Raw genomic sequence first — 15,903 nt, 5'->3', positions numbered from 1 at the left:
ATTTTCGGCATAATCAGTATATTAATCTTTATGGGGGGTGGCACAATGTTTGATTTGCAAATAATTGGCACAAAAATTGTAAGAGAGCTTGGTGAGTTGATTGATCAAAATGTTGTTGTAATCGATCATAATGGATTTATTATTGCCAGCACAGACATGTCGAGGATGAATCAATTTCATGAGGGTGCTTTAATAGCCATGAAAAACAAAGAAGTCATGCATATGACGAAGGAACTGTCGGTTCAATTGAAGGGTGTGCGTGAGGGTCTTGTCATGCCATTAGTTATTGAAGATACATCAATCGGAGTAATTGGTGTTACTGGACAACCTGTGGAAATAGAAAAATACGGGAAGCTTGTTCAGAAAATTACACAGTTTTTTGTGGAAGATTTTTTAATGCACCGTAAAAAAGAACGAGAGACTAAAATGTTTGAGCTCTTCCTGCTAGATTTATTAAATGGTCAGGTAAATCAATTGTTGCTAGAGCAACGAGCAGAAATGTTAAATATTGATACAGAGCTCTACAATCGAATTATTATAATTCAATTGAATAGGAGAATCGATGAGAAGGGGGTGGATTATTTGCGTGCAATTCAAATAATCCATCCTCAATTACATATTTTTCAATGGAGCTTTGATAAGCTAGTGCTGCTTGTCCCCAAAATAACGCGTATTCATTTAGAGCAAACACTTCATTCATTTAACCGTAAACTGATAAAGCTATATGATGACGATATATTTATAGGCGTCGGCAACTCACATTCCTTCTTTGAGCTAAATGCATCCTATAATGAAGCAAATATAGCGTTAACAGTTGCTATAGAAAATAGACAAATAGTATTTGAAGAGGATTTGAAATTAGAGTTACTATTGTCCGACCTTGATGAACAAAAGGTTGGCCATTTCATCGGCAGAACAATTGGTTCTTTAATAGAGGAAGAAGAACTAATATACAATCTAGAAATGTGGCTTAAAAGTAAAGGGGGCTTACAGGAAATTGCTGATGCCCTTCATATTCATAAAAATACATTAAAATATCGCTTAAAAAAAATAGAAAAGCTTTTAAAGATTGATATTAATAATAATGAAAACAAACTGGAATTAATGATTGCTATTTTGCTGTTTCGAAAAAGAAAAAGCATCTAATTAAATACTTAAAAATGCTGTTATTTGTATGTTTTTTATTTATTAGAGACAAAAATCACTCAATTATCATGTGACTTTTTATCCCCTAAGAATATATATTTAGATTTTTCGGAATTATAAAATAATTATAGAATCTAATATAAAAAGAGTAGGGGGATATTTTATGAGGAAATTTTTAAAAGGGAGAAATCTTCTCTTGGCTATGCTCTTGATCGTATCAGCAATACTAGCTGCCTGTGGTGGTAGCAGTAGCGGGGATGCTGATGATAAAGAAAAGTCATATAAATTAAAAATGTCTGTCACAGTATCAGATTCATCAACATGGTATGAGGCAGCAAAAAAACTGGCAGATGATATGGATAAAGAAACAGATGGTCGCATTAAAATTGAAGTATTTACGAATGAACAATTATCTGGGGGAGATTCTGGTAAGGCTGTTGAAGGCTTAGCAAAGGGTTCAATTGATTTAACATTTAACTCTACGATTATTTATTCGATTTTAGATCAACGTTTTGGTGTGACAAGTGCACCTTTTTTACTTAAGGATCATTCAGAGGTAGATAAAGTGTTTAATGGAGAAGGGGGAGAAAAGCTTAAAGGACTTTTAGCTGAAAAGGGAGTACAAGCTTTAGGCTATGGAGAAAATGGTTTCCGTCAAATAACGAATAGTAAGCGTGAAATTAAGCTACCAGAAGATTTAAATGGATTAAAGATTCGTATACCTGGTATTACCATGTACACAGATTTATACCGTTCATTAGGAACAGATCCTGCAACAATGACATTCTCAGAAGTGTTTACAGCATTGCAGCAAGGAACGATTGATGGGCAAGAAAATCCTATTGATGTTATTGCTTCGTCAAAGCTAGACGAAGTTCAGGATTACTTAACATTGTGGAACTATTCATATGATCCATTAGTGTTAGGTATGAATAAAAAGCTCTATGATTCTTTAAGTGATGCAGACCGTGAATTATTTGATCGACTAGGTAAAGAGGCAGCTGCATATCAAGTGAAAATTGCACGTGAAAAAGAAGCATCACAAATTGAAGATTTAAAAGCTAAAGGAATGAATGTTTATACGCCAACAGATGCAGAATTGGAAGCGTTTAAAAAAGCTGTTCAGCCTATTTATGATAAATACACAGATATTTGGGGAGAAGATTTACTGAAAGCGTTTACGCCATAAGGGGGAAACATATGAAATTCTTAGACTACTTTGAAGAGATTATATTAAGCGTTACATTTGCAGCGATTACATTTATAACATTTGTAAACATTGTTTCTCGTAATTTAGTCAACTTATCCCTTTCTTTTACAGAAGAAATCACAGTTAATTTGTTAGTATTGCTTACATTTGTTGGGACAGCATTAGGTGTGCGGAGATACGCACACCTTGGTTTTACCTTATTGTTCGATAAAGGGAACAAGCTGACAAAAAAGGCGATTGTCATTATTTCATCAGTAGCGAGTGGTGTATTGTTTGCAGTATTACTTTATTACGGCATTGATATGGTATTGTTCCAAATGCAGATTAATCAAACAACACCAGCCTTAGGGATGCCGCAGTGGATTTTATCTTCGGCATTACCACTAGGTGCATTACTGTGCTTAATTCGTACAGTTCAAGCAATGTTAGAAGAGTATAAAGCAGTGAGTAATGAAGGGAATGGAGCGAAAGGGGATGAGCTCGTATGATAGCATTATTACTTTTTGGCTCCTTTATATTGCTCGTATTTTTAAGGGTACCAATCGCTGCTTCCTTAGCGGTAGCCTCAATGGTAGTCCTATTTACATCACAAGGACTATCTGGTTTTGAGGCATTAACAGATATTATGTATACGAGCGTGGCAAAGTTTACGCTATTAGCGATTCCATTCTTTATTTTAGCTGGTGTCATTATGGACCATATCGGAATTTCTAAGCGTTTAATCGACTTTGCACAAACATTAGTAGGACATCGTAAAGGTGGGATTGTACTTGTAACGGTATTAGTAGCGATTTTCTTCGCTGCTATTTCAGGGTCTGGTCCAGCCACAGTTGCTGCAATTGGAGGTATTCTCATTCCAGCAATGGTGAAAAACGGCTACCGTAAAGAAACTGCTGGTGGATTAGTGGCGAGTGCGGGTGCGATAGGTATTATTATTCCCCCATCGATTGCATTCATTATTTTTGCAGTAGTAGCAGGAGATCAAATCCCAATTACAATTAACCGTCTTTTTATGGCAGGGGTTATACCAGGTATTTTAGTAGGTATCGGTTTATTTATTGCTGGGATGTATGTCCGCAAACGTGATATTCAAAAGGGTATTTTTAATGACTCTGTGGAAGCAACTAAGCAAAAAAGTACAGGAAAAGAACGTTGGGATGCATTTATAAAGGCACTACCAGGATTAATGATTCCTGTCATTATCTTAGGTGGTATCTATGGAGGGTTTTTCACACCAACAGAAGCGGCAGTTATTGCGGTTGTATATGGACTAATTGTCGGACTGTTCATTCATCGAAAAGGCTACATAAAAATGATGTATCGTATTTTTATTGAGTCGGCGTTACAAACAGCTGTTGTAATGATTATCGTAAGTGCCGCCTCTGTCTTTGCCTATATTGTCACAACAGAGCAAATCGCCTCTACTATTTCAAATACGGTTTTAGGTTTAACAGATAATAAAATCATTATTTTACTACTAGTAAATATTATTTTATTAATTGCGGGTGCATTTATTGATGCCATTTCTGCGTTTTATATATTCGTCCCGATATTACTTCCAATTATGTTAATGCTCGATGTAGACCCAGCTGTATTTGGCGTGTTTATGACAATTAACTTAGCAATCGGCTTATTTACACCACCTGTTGGCTTGAATTTATATGTTGCAGCAAGTATGTCAAAGGCTAATATCATTCAAATTTCCAAAGGAGTGGTCCCGTTTATTGTTGCTTCGGTTATCGTTTTATTACTTGTAACCTATATACCTTCTCTATCAACATTTTTACCAGATTTATTAAATATTAAATAGCAAAGGGGAAAACTATGATGACATTAAAAGATGATGTAGCGATTGTTACAGGAGCAGCAAGTGGGATTGGACAAGCAGTTGCGGTCCAGCTTTCAAAGCAAGGGGTACATGTTGTTTTAGTTGACTTAAATTCATGTGAGAAGACAATTGAAAAACTAGCACATGATAGCTATTTAGAATGCTTAGGAGATATTCGTGATGCAGAGTTTGTGAAAGCAACAGTCAATCGCACAGTTGAAAAGTATGGAGAGATTCATATTTTGGTGAACAATGCTGGGACATGTAGTCGCAAAAATATTGAAACAATGACTTTTGAGGAATGGTCGCGTGATCTTGATACGAACTTAAAAGCAACATTTATGTTTACCCAGGCATGTGTGTACCCACATATGAAGGATTCTCAATATGGTCGGATTATTAATATTAGCTCAGTTTCAGGTTTAAACGGTGGTGTTACATCTGGTGAAGATGGTACAGGTCGATCAGGTCCAGCTTATGCTGCATCAAAAGGAGGGGTAATTGCCCTTACGAAATGGGTAGCAAAAGAGCTTGGCCCACTTAATATTACTTGTAACTCCGTGGCACCAGGCGCAACCTTAACAGGTATTACAACAGGGGTTCCATACAATTTAGATCAGCAGGTTATTAAGCGTATCGGCACACCTGATGATATTGCAAGTGCTGTCTTATACTTTGCATCGAGGGAGGCTAGCTATGCAACTGCTCAGGTGTTAAAGGTAGATGGAGGGATTAGTATTGGATAATTCTCGTTGGCAAGCTTTGTATGACCGACCTACGGATAGAATTATCGGAAGATTGAAAGCAGGAACGGATTTATTTACTGGGATGAAAGAGGTTTGCAATCACTTTGGGGTAAAGGGAGGGCAATTTCAATGCATGGGATCCCTAAAGCAGGCTACCTATGTCCAAGTTCAAAGAGGTGAAAAGCAAGGGACCATTGTTTATTCACCAAAACGGCAAACTACCTCTCCGGTCGAACTTATTTCTGGTTTAGGGTTTATTGGGATAGATATGGAGACGAATGATTTAGATATTCATTTCCATGGATCTTTTGTCGATTGTGATCAACATTTTACTGGTGGTCATTTTCTTGAAGGAGAAAATGAAATCGCTATCACAGTCGAATTCATCCTCTATCCATTAAGAGAGGCGATACCGAAAAGACGGAAGGATCAACAATTTGGGGTTCTAATTTTTCATTTTGATGAATAGGGGGAAGATAAATGAGTACAATTGGCCAATTAGCACTGAAATCGGCTCGAGCATATCCAGATAAAATAGCAGTTAAATTCAAAGATCGTGCGATTTCCTATGCCGATTTGATGGAACGGGCCTATGCTCTAACAGCTTATTTTAAAAGCCTTAACTTACAAAAAGGAGAGCGCGTAGGTATTTTAATGTCAAATCGATTAGAGCATATAGAGCTTGATGTAGCTGTTTCTTTATATGGTCTTATTAAAGTCCCACTTAATTACCGCTTGCATCCGAAAGAACATGAGTATCAGGTGAAGGATTCAGGTATGAGTCTGATGATTGGTGAAAAATCATTAATTGATCCGCTACAAATTGACTTTCCTATTCTTTATTGTGGAGAACCGTATGAGCTAGTAGTAAAACAGTTTAAAGGGCAGTCCCATGAAAATGAAGTGGAAGAAAATGATACGATGGCCATTATGTATACTTCAGGAACGACAGGTAATCCGAAAGGTGTTATGCTGTCACATCGCAATATGGTTAGTGGAGCCCTATCCTTAGCAATAGCGTGTGAAGTTGACTATACGGATATGCTCGGTCACGTCGCACCACTGACACACGGGGCAAATTTTTTAAGTCATGTGGCATGGCTCTATGGCTTAACACAAGTTATTTACGATAAATTTGAGCCAGAGCAATTTGTTCATTTATTAGAGCAGGATCGTATTTCAATCATTTTCCTAGTCCCAACGATGGTCAACCTTATGATTCAGCACGATCAGTTCGACCCGCAGAAGCTTCGTACCATTAAATCGATTAATATGGCAGGCTCACCGATCGCTGCTGCTAAGTTGCAAGAGGCACTAGATAAAGTAGGAACAAAATTTGTAGAAACCTATGGTCAAGTAGAGGGACCGATGTGCATTTCGATGATGCCACGCGAGGATTTACCATCCCGCCTTGATTCATGTGGTAGAATTGGACCTTTTGTTGATGTGAAAATCGTGGATGCTGAGGGCAATGAATGTCCAGTAGGAGAAATAGGCGAAATTACAGCAAAGGGCCCGCTTATTATGCAGGGCTATTGGAATAACGAAAAGGCGACAGCAGAAACATTGCGTGATGGCTGGCTTCATACAGGCGATTTAGGCAAGCTAGATGAGCATGGCTACCTATCGATCGTGGACCGTAAAAAGGAGGTCATTATTTCAGGTGGTGTAAATATCTATCCGCGAGAAGTAGAGGAAGTGTTGAACAAGCATGAATTCGTCAAGGAAACATGTGTGATTGGTATTCCAGATGACAAATGGGGCGAATCCATTGTCGCCTATGTCGTGCCAAACGGCCGTGGGGAAATTGAGAAGGCTGCCTTAATCGAGCTTTGCCAGCAACATTTAGCAAGCTTTAAAAAGCCAAAAGAAATTTTCGTAGTTGAAGCCCTACCAAAAAGCTCCTACGGGAAAATATTAAAGCGTGAGCTAGTAAAACAGCATATGGAGGTGACGCAATGACGGTATATGTTCATAGTGTAAGTATGACGAAGTTCGGTAACAATGAAAATGCTTCATTGAAGGATTTAATGCTCACTGCTAGTAAAGAGGCGCTAGATGAGGCAAGAGACTTAAAAATCGATGCGGTTTTTGTTGGTAACTATATGGGAGGTAGCTTAGCCAATCAAGAAATTCTAGGTGCGATCGTAGCAAATGACCTAGGGCTCGGACCCATCCCTACAGCCAAATTAGAGGGTGCCTGTGCATCAGGTGGTATTGCATTACGACAAGGTATTTTAGGTATATTAAGTGGCGAATATGAAAGCGTTTTAGTTGTTGGTGTAGAAAAAATGAAGCATGCCCCAACCGCCACTGTCACGCAATTTATTAACTCTGCAATGGATCAGACGACAAACGAACGTTATGCGGGTCTAACTTTCCCAGGATTTTTTGGCGTAGTCGCAAACCGCTACTTCCATGAGACAGGTGCAAATAAATCCCATTTAGCAAAATTAGCGTTGAAAAACCGTGAAAATGCATTGCAAAATCCATTAGCCCAATTCCAAAAACCAGCAACACTCGAAGAAATAATGAACGCACGCATGATTACAGATCCACTTGGCTTATTCGATTGTTCACCGATTACAGATGGAGCAGCAGCAGTTGTGTTATCTCGTAAGCCATCGGATATTAAAATAGTAGCATCTGCACAGGCTTCAGGACCGACAATGATGCAGGATGCCATTGATTTACTATCATTACCAGCGATCCGCATTTCAGGTCAGCAAGCCTATGAAAAAGCAGGGGTTGGTCCTGAGGATATTGATGTTGTGGAAATTCACGATTGCTTCTCTATGACAGAAATGCTGGCTATTGAAGAGCTTGGTTTTTTCCCGAAATTAGAAGGCTGGCTGGCTATTGAGCAAGGAAAAACGCGCGTGAACGGAGAAAAGCCTGTCAATACAAGCGGAGGGCTTTTATCAAGAGGACATCCTATTGGCGCAACAGGTGTGGCGCAGTTTTACCAATTAGTACTACAATTACGCGGACACGCACCAAACCAGCTAGAAAAACGACCGCGATTAGCACTTGCACAAAATTTAGGTGGCACTGGTTCTTATTCGGTTGTCCACATATTAGAAAGGGTGTAGCAGATGAAGGTTTATGAATGCTGTGGTGTAGAATCAGTAACGAAAAAAGTGTATTGCAGCACCTGCCGCCAAGAAATTAAAAATGAACGAGAAGTCCCAGATGAGGGAACCGTGTACAGCTTTACGGTCATTCATATTGCACCAGCAGAATATGCCCATTTGGCACCGTATACTGTGGCACTAGTACAGCTAAAGGATTCCACAGCCAAGCTAACAGTGCGCATTCAAGAAAATGTCCAAATTGGTGACCCCGTACAGCTTGATGAAATGAAAGATGGAACATACATTTATCAAAAGGTGAGAACTGCTTAAGGATGAGTATGAAGTATGGTAGGCTGTTTGGAAGGCGATGTCTTTCCTGGCGGCCTACTTTCCTATGAATAGTCTACTAGACTTATTATAAAAGCCCCTTTATTGAGGCAAATTTCAATTTGGGTCCTGCTGCAGGTGTTAGCCTGTTGTCTCATAGAACATAGAGAGGCTTCTTATCTTGCGATCGAATAAAACAGGAGGTGATGACTTGGCAAATGCAAAGGTTTATTCCATTTTAGTTTTCGTTATGTTTCTTTGGGGCATGAACGTTACATGGCTAAAAGTGATTGTTTCCAATGGCGATCCATTAACGATACAAACGGCGCGTATTTTTCTTGCAGCTATTACGATTTTTATTATTTTAAAGCTAACGAAGCAGCCGCTTTATACAAAGGGGATGCCATTTAAGTACATATTCATTGGTTGTTTTTTTGGCGTCATTTGTCACCATGTCTTTTTAGCATATGGCATCGTTCAAACAACAGCCATGAAAACAGCCATTATTAGTGGCTTAAGTCCACTTTTTACGGCACTCATTGCCGTACTATTTAAAGACACGGTTATGACAAAATCTAAATTAATTGGCTTTGCCCTTGGTGGAGTTGGCGTGCTATTCGCAGTGGTGGACGACATTACCGAGCTAACGAATTTACAGCTAGGTGATTTTCTCGTCTTTATGTCATTCTTTTTGCAGGCCTTTAGCTTTATTGCCATTCGCCGTGCCACGGAAGTCATCTCTCCCATGCTGATGACAGGCTGGATGCTTCTCATAGGCTCATCACTCTTATTAATTTTCACATTCGCTACAAGCTTCCGAAGCTACGGGGCATTTTTATCATTCAGTCCGTTCATATGGCTCTTATTTTTCATGTCTGCTATTTTAGCTACTTCCATCGGACATACACTATATAATTTATGTATAAAACACATTGGTGCAGCGGAATCCGCTATTTTTGTGAATTTCAATACCATATTCGCACTCATTGGAGCGGCCTTATTTTTGCATGAAATCATTACACTGCAACAATTTATCGGCAGTTTAATTATTATTTCAGGCGTTATAATCGGCACAAGCAATTTAGAGGAAAGACTTCTTCAAAGGAAAAAAAATCGCGATAAACTAGAATGTTAGAAAAGTAGAGATGCTCAACTTTTCCTAGGCTTCTATAAGAACGCTGATCCAACTTATAAAGTGTCTCTACTTGATGTTTTAAGCTATTTATTTTATAATAGTAACACATGCCAGTGAGCATCTACTCATACGATGTTCATTTACAACCTGCACTATGCAGCGTTGTCCGAACGGTTTATAACCGGATTATATCCGGGGACGTTACGGATTCGACAGGGATGGTTCAAGCTTTGGTCGCGCGTCGGAGGGCTCGGCTCCGTCATCAACGACAGTTATATAATAACTGGCAAACAACAAAACTTAGCTTTCGCAGCGTAAGCTCGTAAGCGCTCTGCCTCTCTATCGCCCATGTAGAGAACGTGGGGCCCAACTTTAGTGGGATACGGTCGATGGTGCCACCTGAGTCATCGGCAAGAGATTTCCAGGTTAGCGTACAGGACGCCTGTTTGTCGGCATAATGTTACGTGAATCGTAAATAGGCAAACTACACGCGTAGAAGCTGAAGTATTGGAGTTTCTGGACGCGGGTTCGACTCCCGCCGTCTCCATTTTATGGAATCAAATGATTTCAATGAGTGTCAAAATCCTTGATATATAAGGGTTTTGGCACTTTTTTTATTCATCTGATTTCAATGGATTTCATTAAAATCTAGTCAATTTCTAGTCAAAACTAAGTCGGAAACTTAACCTTCTAAATAGCTTACAAACTTCTGTATAGCGCCTTCTTTCGCCTTTTTTGTGACGTGCGTATAAATGTCTAAAGTAGTTTTTACGTCAGAATGGCCAAGTCGATCCTGTACTTCTTTAATACTTGCACCAGCTTCGAATAAAAGTGAGCAGTGAGTGTGGCGTAAACCATGAGGAGATACTCTTTTTAAAGCGTATTTATTATGAACACTGTACATCCACTTTTGAACTTGTCCAGGTTGTATATATTCATTTTTAGTATTACTAAACATAAGCTGATTTTTCTTTAATGTATTAATACCAAGCTGAATATACTGCTGCTTTTGAAGCTTATTCCATTCTTTCAAGATAGATAAGGTTGTTTCATCTAATTTAACTGTACGTGGCTTACCAGTCTTAGTCGTTTTCAAATAAAGCTGTGTTTGTTTGCCTCGCCCAATCGCTTTATTGATAGTAAGCTCACTTTCTACAAAGTCTACATCATTCCACGATAATGCTAAAGCTTCACTTTTACGCATGCCAGTATATGCGATTAAGCGCAGTAGAGCATATGCTTTATAATTGAGATGCTCTTTTGCCTTCTCTAAGAATGAAACTAACTCATCACGTGTATAAAAGTTTTCAATGGCTTCTTCTGGAGGTTCGGTAAAGGTTTTCTTTACTTTTGTTTCAACATGAGTGAATGGGTTCGTTTGAATAAACCCATGTACAATAGCAAAATCTAATATTTTTTTTGCGTAAGACTTAATTGTACGTGCTTTTTGTACTTTAGCAGCCCATTCATTGTAGTGTTTTTGGCAAATAGCGATCGTAATTTTTTCGATACGGTAACTTCCCATAGAAGGTAGTATATGGTTTTTAAAGTAGCCGACTGTTTTAACAAATGTGCTGTCTTCTACAGTTTTTTCATATTGCGTGATCCAAAGATCGTAAACTTCCTGGTATGTCTCTGCACTTTTTTGTTTGTAGGTGCCTTCAGAAACTTGAAGTTTAATACGTGCTAAAGCAAGTTCCGCTTCTTTTTTCGTTTTAAAGCCTCTACGAGTAGTGCTGCGAGTTTTACCTGTTAACTCATCTACACCTAAATAGACTTGAAACATATATAAGGTTTTATCATCTTTGTTTTGGTAACTTTTGATGGGTGAAGTATTGTTTTTAGTCATAGTGATCCTCCTAATATCGTTGCGGGGGCAAGATAAAAAAGAGAGGACTAATCCTCACAGGTATAATATATAATTTAACCGGGGAAAAATCCTCTCTAAGCAATTAAAAGCTGTATTCTTCTAAAAAGCGATCGATTTCTTTTTTGGAAACTCTTTTAATGCCATCAATTTCGCATACTTTTAAGCCCATATGTCGGAATTTGATAAAAGTGTTGTAGGAAACACTGGCATATTTAGCGGCTTCTTTTAAAGAGATCCATTCTCTTATTTCAATTGTACTGTTCATTTTAATAATCCTCCGTAGTTATAATTTTACTGTAAGTCCGTAATAGCCATTTTTATTTTCACCATGTAATCTAAATCTTTTGCTGCTTACTGGATAATGTAGCTTGATATAATTATGAAGCTCTTTGAATGTACTTGGCATCAGATTTTTAGTATGGATAAATTTAATAAAAGCATTTTCTAATTCGGAATAATGTATTTTATGGCTTGGATCAAAAATACAGCATGAATCTAAAAATAGCTGAATGGAATTTGACTCCGTTATATATTCGCTTTCAATTTGTAAAATTTCAGAAGATGTTGTGAATGTATAATTATTTTGTTGGAGCCTTTTTAAGCCTTCAATTGCCCATAAAGTAATATAATCAGCTTCATTTTTAAGTTTTTCCAACAATGTGATATCTTGTTGATGTTTTTCGATTTTATTAAAAAATGGAACAATTATAAGTCTGTCAACAAAAGCATTACTTTTGTCTAAATTTTTTATATTAGGAAGATCGTTTCCTGCAAATAGTAGAGCAGCACTATTTATAAACTCTACTGGATTTTCAAAAATGCCTCTTACGGTAATTTTGTCTCCACCAGAAAGTTTTTTTAGTGTATCGAGTTTATTTAATGGGATTTCTGGTACTTCTGCACATGTATTGAGTCTTTTCCCGATTATTTTTATTAGATAATCAGGTTTATTGAGTTGATCTAAGCTTAAGTTTGATGTGTTTTCTTCGCCAACTAAGTATTCAACGAGCTTCAAAAATACTGATTTTCCAGAATCTTTAGGCCCTATTAAAAAAGGAATGCATTTTATATTACGAATTTCTGAAATAATATATCCAAGGACTTCCTGGATTCTGTTATAGACATTTTCGTTTCCATCGGTGATGTCTTCCATAAAACGTTCGAAATAATTTAAAGAAACTATTTCATATTCATCAGGAAATTCTACATTTAAAAGTGAAGTGAAATAACTATCAGGGCTATGTTGAATAACATAGTCATTATTAAAATCATAAATCACGTTTTTAAATGCAATCAAGTTTTGGGTGTTTTTAATATTTTCGCAATGTTCAATAGTAGGTGAGGCCTTTACCCACTGAATTATTTCACGAATAGAATGGGAATTAATTTTATTTTTATACTTATTTGGTATTACTCGACGCATGAATCTATCGGAGTACTCTCCTTGAAATAGAACATAATGTTTTTTAATTGTGTCATATATATATAATGCATTACTTAATAAAATAAAATGATCACGTTCAATAAATAATTCAGCAAGTTGAGAATTTGAGAGACTTTTTTCTTTGTCTGATCTATCACCGGATTTTATTACTGGTTCAATGGAATTAACCGTACTTTTTTTATATAGTTGATCATTATTTTCGAAGAGAGCTGTTTTATTATCATTAAAAGGTTGGATGGCATTTAAAATGCCATCCATTTCAACTTCAACTGGTTGATGAAATTTAAAACCCATACGTATATTACTTTTCATGAAGATCACCGGAATCTTGGAATATAGGTTGAAGAATTTCAGAAAATCTATTTGAAATGTTGTTTTCAAGGAGCTTCTCTACAATTAGGCGACTAAAGGCCATTGAAGATTTATTTTTACTTGAAATACATTCGACAATAAATCTATTTGAAGAAATATCAGTGAATCCAATAACAAAAATTGAATTATTGTCGTATTCGAAATATAAGACAATTTTTAAATCTTCATCCAATGTCAAACCGTTACTGAAAATTGCATATGAATCGTCTAAATGTAAATAAAACTCAGTGCTTAAGTTATTTTGACTATTAATAGCAACAGTTAATACATCTTTTGAATAATTTGAATGGGTTTTTCCATTGACTATACAATGGAAAATGGGAAGTTGTTTCCCTCTTTCAACATAGAATAATGCTGTGTCGGGAGTAATTGCAACATTACTAAAGCCATTTAGTATTACATCGTTTTTGTTGAATAAAGCTGAACAAATTCCTGGTTGTCCTTCCTGGCTTAGTAATAAAAGTTTGGCTAATTTTTTTGATGCTTTTTTTGTTTTCATAATTATCCACTCCTAAATTTTATTAGTTCTGCAATAAGAAATTTATCAAATTTGAAGATTAAATTTTAGGGGGTGTCACTTTTATGAAATGGAAAAAGTACAAGTGTTAGTCTATTGACAATATTTGTTTTATTTGGTATTAGATAAAAACGTTATTTTTTTAAGTTTGATTTTTTATAGAATGTGTAGAAACGGGTTTGATTGAGGTTCATGTTGTTCGTTTAGATATATCAACCTTAAATGTATTTAATTGTATAACTTTCTTTTTTAAATTATAATTTTCTTATAATTTTAGATTAAAAAAGGGGATGAACAAGGTGAACAATAAGAACAAAATGAAAAGGGGAAAAAGAAATTTTATATCAAGACAAAAAAAAGAGGAACTTAGTTATTTTGCTTCTGAAGTTTTAGAAAATTATTTCTATGAGTCTGAAAAATTTAAAATAAATTACTTACATAAAAAAATTAAATTAAAGAAGGAAGGATTAATTTTCCTAACGGTACATAATAATCAATTAGAGTGGAAGTTATCAACAAATGCTGAGGAATACATAGACTCAATTCTGATATTTAAAGAAGAAGAGGATAAAAGAAATTTTATAACGGCACTTATCAATGATGTTATCTTAAATAGTTTTAAAAAAACTTACATAAACTTGGTTAATACAGTAGAGGAGAATTCAAGTAGTGATTTTGAAAAATACAAAAGTGAGTTATTTTATTTAGGTTTAGAAGGAATCGGCAAAGTTAGAAATATCATAGAAAATATAGACTTAACTACCTTTGTTAAAATGAATGAGTTTAATGGGAAGCACGAAAAAAACTTTAAATTAAATAAATCAATTTTGCCTATTTATTTATATAAGTTTTTAAAAATGGATGAAAATAAACGTATCTTAAAAGTTATTAATCATCCAAAAGAAGTTGAAAAAGATTTTAAATTGAAATATATAGGAAATCCAAATTATACAAAATCAAAAGTGGATTTTGAAAACAAAATAGAGGAATTTTTAGATTTTCTAGAGTTGTTAAAAGATGAGGGTGAAATTATTAATTTAAATGATCATGCTATTAATCCTTCATTAAATTTAAATATATTTAATGAAACTACTAATATTTATGATTTATATTTTTTAACAAATGCAATTAATAAAAGCAGTGTAACTAAAATATTATCTGAACTGAATGAATTCACAGGAGACAATTTTGATATTTCTGATGAGGCTTTATTATATTATCAGAAATTTGGAGAGTTAGGAATTTCGATGAAAGATTTCTTATTAAATCATCCAGCGTATCTTGTTAGTCTAGAGTATAAAGTAATAAAAAAAATAAATAAACTAACAAAAAAAATCGAAAGTGAAGTTGTGGATAATTTATATCAAGAAATCGATTCGGAGTTAGAGATACCAGATTTAATTAGGAAGGATTATATCGTTTATAGCTATTTAAAAAACTTTAATGTACTTGAGAATCAAATTAAGGTAATAGAAGAAGAGCTGAAAATTTTATTGGATACAAAAGATAATATAGATAAAAAGGTGCTTACTAATTATCTTACAGCCTATAAATCAATATATAAGGTACAAAAACAGAAATGAATTATTACTGCTTGCAATTAAATTGCAAGCAGTAGTTTACTACTTATTTTTGTAGTCATCCTTTAAAACTTCCTTCAAAACCGCTACAACGATCGGTATTAATACTTTAATCACATTTATCATCTCCTTTAATCGAAGTATCCTCGCTCTTTTAAAGATAAAAATGAATCTTCGCAGATTATCAAATGATCGATTAGATCGATTCCTAAAATTGAACCAGATTCTTTTAAACGTTTCGTTACTTCAATGTCTTCTGAGCTTGGAGTTGTTACATTGCTTGGATGATTATGCCCAACAATTATTGAAGCTGAGTTACTTAAGATTGCAGATTTAAACACCTCGCGAGGATGGACTATGCTAGAGTTTAAGCTGCCAATATGAACAGTTTGAATACAAGTTGGTTGATTTTTAGTATCTAAGCAGAGTACTAAAAAATGTTCGCGATCTACTTGGCCTAGAAAAGTGAACAGTAGATCATATGCATCTTGAGGTGAGCGAATTTTTCTGTTTTGATAATTAATCGTTTTTTCGCGAATAAGCTTGATTTGGACGATATTAACGCGTTTTGCACTTTGGATTTTTGACATAAATATTACCTCCATAAGGAAATTAAGAGCAGCCGTTTTAAACTCATCGTTTAAAACGGCTGCT

16 protein-coding genes and 1 other RNA gene are annotated in these 15,903 nt (G+C 35.6%); 12 read left to right on the top strand and 5 right to left on the bottom strand.

The features are described from left to right. Positions 1-45: 45 nt before the first annotated feature. The 11 genes from B3D98_RS01050 to ssrA all read left to right on the top strand — a co-directional run bounded on the left by B3D98_RS01050 (position 46) and on the right by ssrA (position 10,016). Positions 46-1,146: a CdaR family transcriptional regulator gene (locus tag B3D98_RS01050; protein WP_054549536.1), complete on the top strand. Its 1,101-nt coding sequence runs from the start codon at positions 46-48 to the stop codon at positions 1,144-1,146. A 163-nt stretch (positions 1,147-1,309) separates the two neighbouring features. Further along, positions 1,310-2,335, top strand: coding sequence for a DctP family TRAP transporter solute-binding subunit (locus B3D98_RS01045; RefSeq protein WP_066037103.1), 1,026 nt, complete (start codon positions 1,310-1,312; stop codon positions 2,333-2,335). 11 nt (positions 2,336-2,346) lie between these two features. Next, the gene (locus tag B3D98_RS01040) at positions 2,347-2,844 is read left to right on the top strand and encodes a TRAP transporter small permease (RefSeq protein ID WP_054549534.1); all 498 of its coding nucleotides are present in this window, start codon (positions 2,347-2,349) and stop codon (positions 2,842-2,844) included. After that, positions 2,841-4,166: a TRAP transporter large permease gene (locus tag B3D98_RS01035; RefSeq protein ID WP_054549533.1), complete on the top strand. Its 1,326-nt coding sequence runs from the start codon at positions 2,841-2,843 to the stop codon at positions 4,164-4,166. Before B3D98_RS01040 ends, B3D98_RS01035 begins: the two co-directional genes overlap by 4 nt. A gap of 14 nt (positions 4,167-4,180) precedes the next feature. After that, positions 4,181-4,930 carry an SDR family NAD(P)-dependent oxidoreductase gene (locus tag B3D98_RS01030; RefSeq protein ID WP_083225322.1) on the top strand — a complete coding sequence of 250 codons (750 nt, stop codon included), beginning with the start codon at positions 4,181-4,183 and terminating at the stop codon, positions 4,928-4,930. Continuing rightward, complete coding sequence (locus B3D98_RS01025; RefSeq protein ID WP_054549532.1) at positions 4,923-5,399, top strand: PCC domain-containing protein; 477 nt, start codon at positions 4,923-4,925, stop codon at positions 5,397-5,399. The genes B3D98_RS01030 and B3D98_RS01025 overlap by 8 nt, the downstream gene beginning before the upstream one ends. A gap of 11 nt (positions 5,400-5,410) precedes the next feature. Next, on the top strand, positions 5,411-6,892 hold the full coding sequence (locus tag B3D98_RS01020; RefSeq protein WP_054549531.1) for a class I adenylate-forming enzyme family protein: 1,482 nt from the start codon (positions 5,411-5,413) through the stop codon (positions 6,890-6,892). Beyond that, positions 6,889-8,022: a thiolase C-terminal domain-containing protein gene (locus B3D98_RS01015; RefSeq protein WP_009373209.1), complete on the top strand. Its 1,134-nt coding sequence runs from the start codon at positions 6,889-6,891 to the stop codon at positions 8,020-8,022. The genes B3D98_RS01020 and B3D98_RS01015 overlap by 4 nt, the downstream gene beginning before the upstream one ends. A 3-nt stretch (positions 8,023-8,025) precedes the next feature. Then, positions 8,026-8,334: a Zn-ribbon domain-containing OB-fold protein gene (locus tag B3D98_RS01010; protein ID WP_054549530.1), complete on the top strand. Its 309-nt coding sequence runs from the start codon at positions 8,026-8,028 to the stop codon at positions 8,332-8,334. Between the two features lie 208 nt (positions 8,335-8,542). Then, positions 8,543-9,466: a DMT family transporter gene (locus B3D98_RS01005; RefSeq protein WP_288579775.1), complete on the top strand. Its 924-nt coding sequence runs from the start codon at positions 8,543-8,545 to the stop codon at positions 9,464-9,466. A gap of 194 nt (positions 9,467-9,660) precedes the next feature. Continuing rightward, positions 9,661-10,016: a transfer-messenger RNA gene (ssrA, locus tag B3D98_RS01000) on the top strand. A 132-nt stretch (positions 10,017-10,148) separates the two neighbouring features. On the opposite strand, the gene B3D98_RS00995 is transcribed toward ssrA, so the two are convergent. The 4 genes from B3D98_RS00995 to B3D98_RS00980 all read right to left on the bottom strand — a co-directional run bounded on the left by B3D98_RS00995 (position 10,149) and on the right by B3D98_RS00980 (position 13,651). After that, on the bottom strand, positions 10,149-11,315 hold the full coding sequence (locus tag B3D98_RS00995; RefSeq protein WP_288579774.1) for a site-specific integrase: 1,167 nt from the start codon (positions 11,313-11,315) through the stop codon (positions 10,149-10,151). A 103-nt stretch (positions 11,316-11,418) separates the two neighbouring features. Then, the gene (locus B3D98_RS00990) at positions 11,419-11,601 is read right to left on the bottom strand and encodes a hypothetical protein (RefSeq protein WP_288579773.1); all 183 of its coding nucleotides are present in this window, start codon (positions 11,599-11,601) and stop codon (positions 11,419-11,421) included. Between the two features lie 18 nt (positions 11,602-11,619). Further along, positions 11,620-13,092, bottom strand: a complete 1,473-nt coding sequence (locus B3D98_RS00985; protein ID WP_288579772.1) for a DNA primase family protein — start codon at positions 13,090-13,092, stop codon at positions 11,620-11,622. Then, positions 13,082-13,651: a hypothetical protein gene (locus B3D98_RS00980; protein WP_288579771.1), complete on the bottom strand. Its 570-nt coding sequence runs from the start codon at positions 13,649-13,651 to the stop codon at positions 13,082-13,084. Before B3D98_RS00980 ends, B3D98_RS00985 begins: the two co-directional genes overlap by 11 nt. A 317-nt stretch (positions 13,652-13,968) precedes the next feature. Between B3D98_RS00980 and B3D98_RS00975 the strand changes: the two genes are divergently transcribed. Beyond that, entirely contained in the window at positions 13,969-15,252 is a 1,284-nt protein-coding gene (locus B3D98_RS00975) for a hypothetical protein (protein ID WP_288579770.1), read from the top strand. Between the two features lie 128 nt (positions 15,253-15,380). On the opposite strand, the gene radC is transcribed toward B3D98_RS00975, so the two are convergent. Then, positions 15,381-15,839, bottom strand: a complete 459-nt coding sequence (radC, locus tag B3D98_RS00970; protein WP_288579769.1) for a RadC family protein — start codon at positions 15,837-15,839, stop codon at positions 15,381-15,383. Positions 15,840-15,903: the final 64 nt, after the last annotated feature.

The sequence above is a fragment of the Lysinibacillus sp. UBA5994 genome, assembly GCF_002429725.1.
In the GTDB taxonomy this organism is placed as follows: domain Bacteria; phylum Bacillota; class Bacilli; order Bacillales_A; family Planococcaceae; genus Lysinibacillus; species Lysinibacillus capsici.
This window is presented reverse-complemented; position numbering and strand designations above follow the sequence as displayed.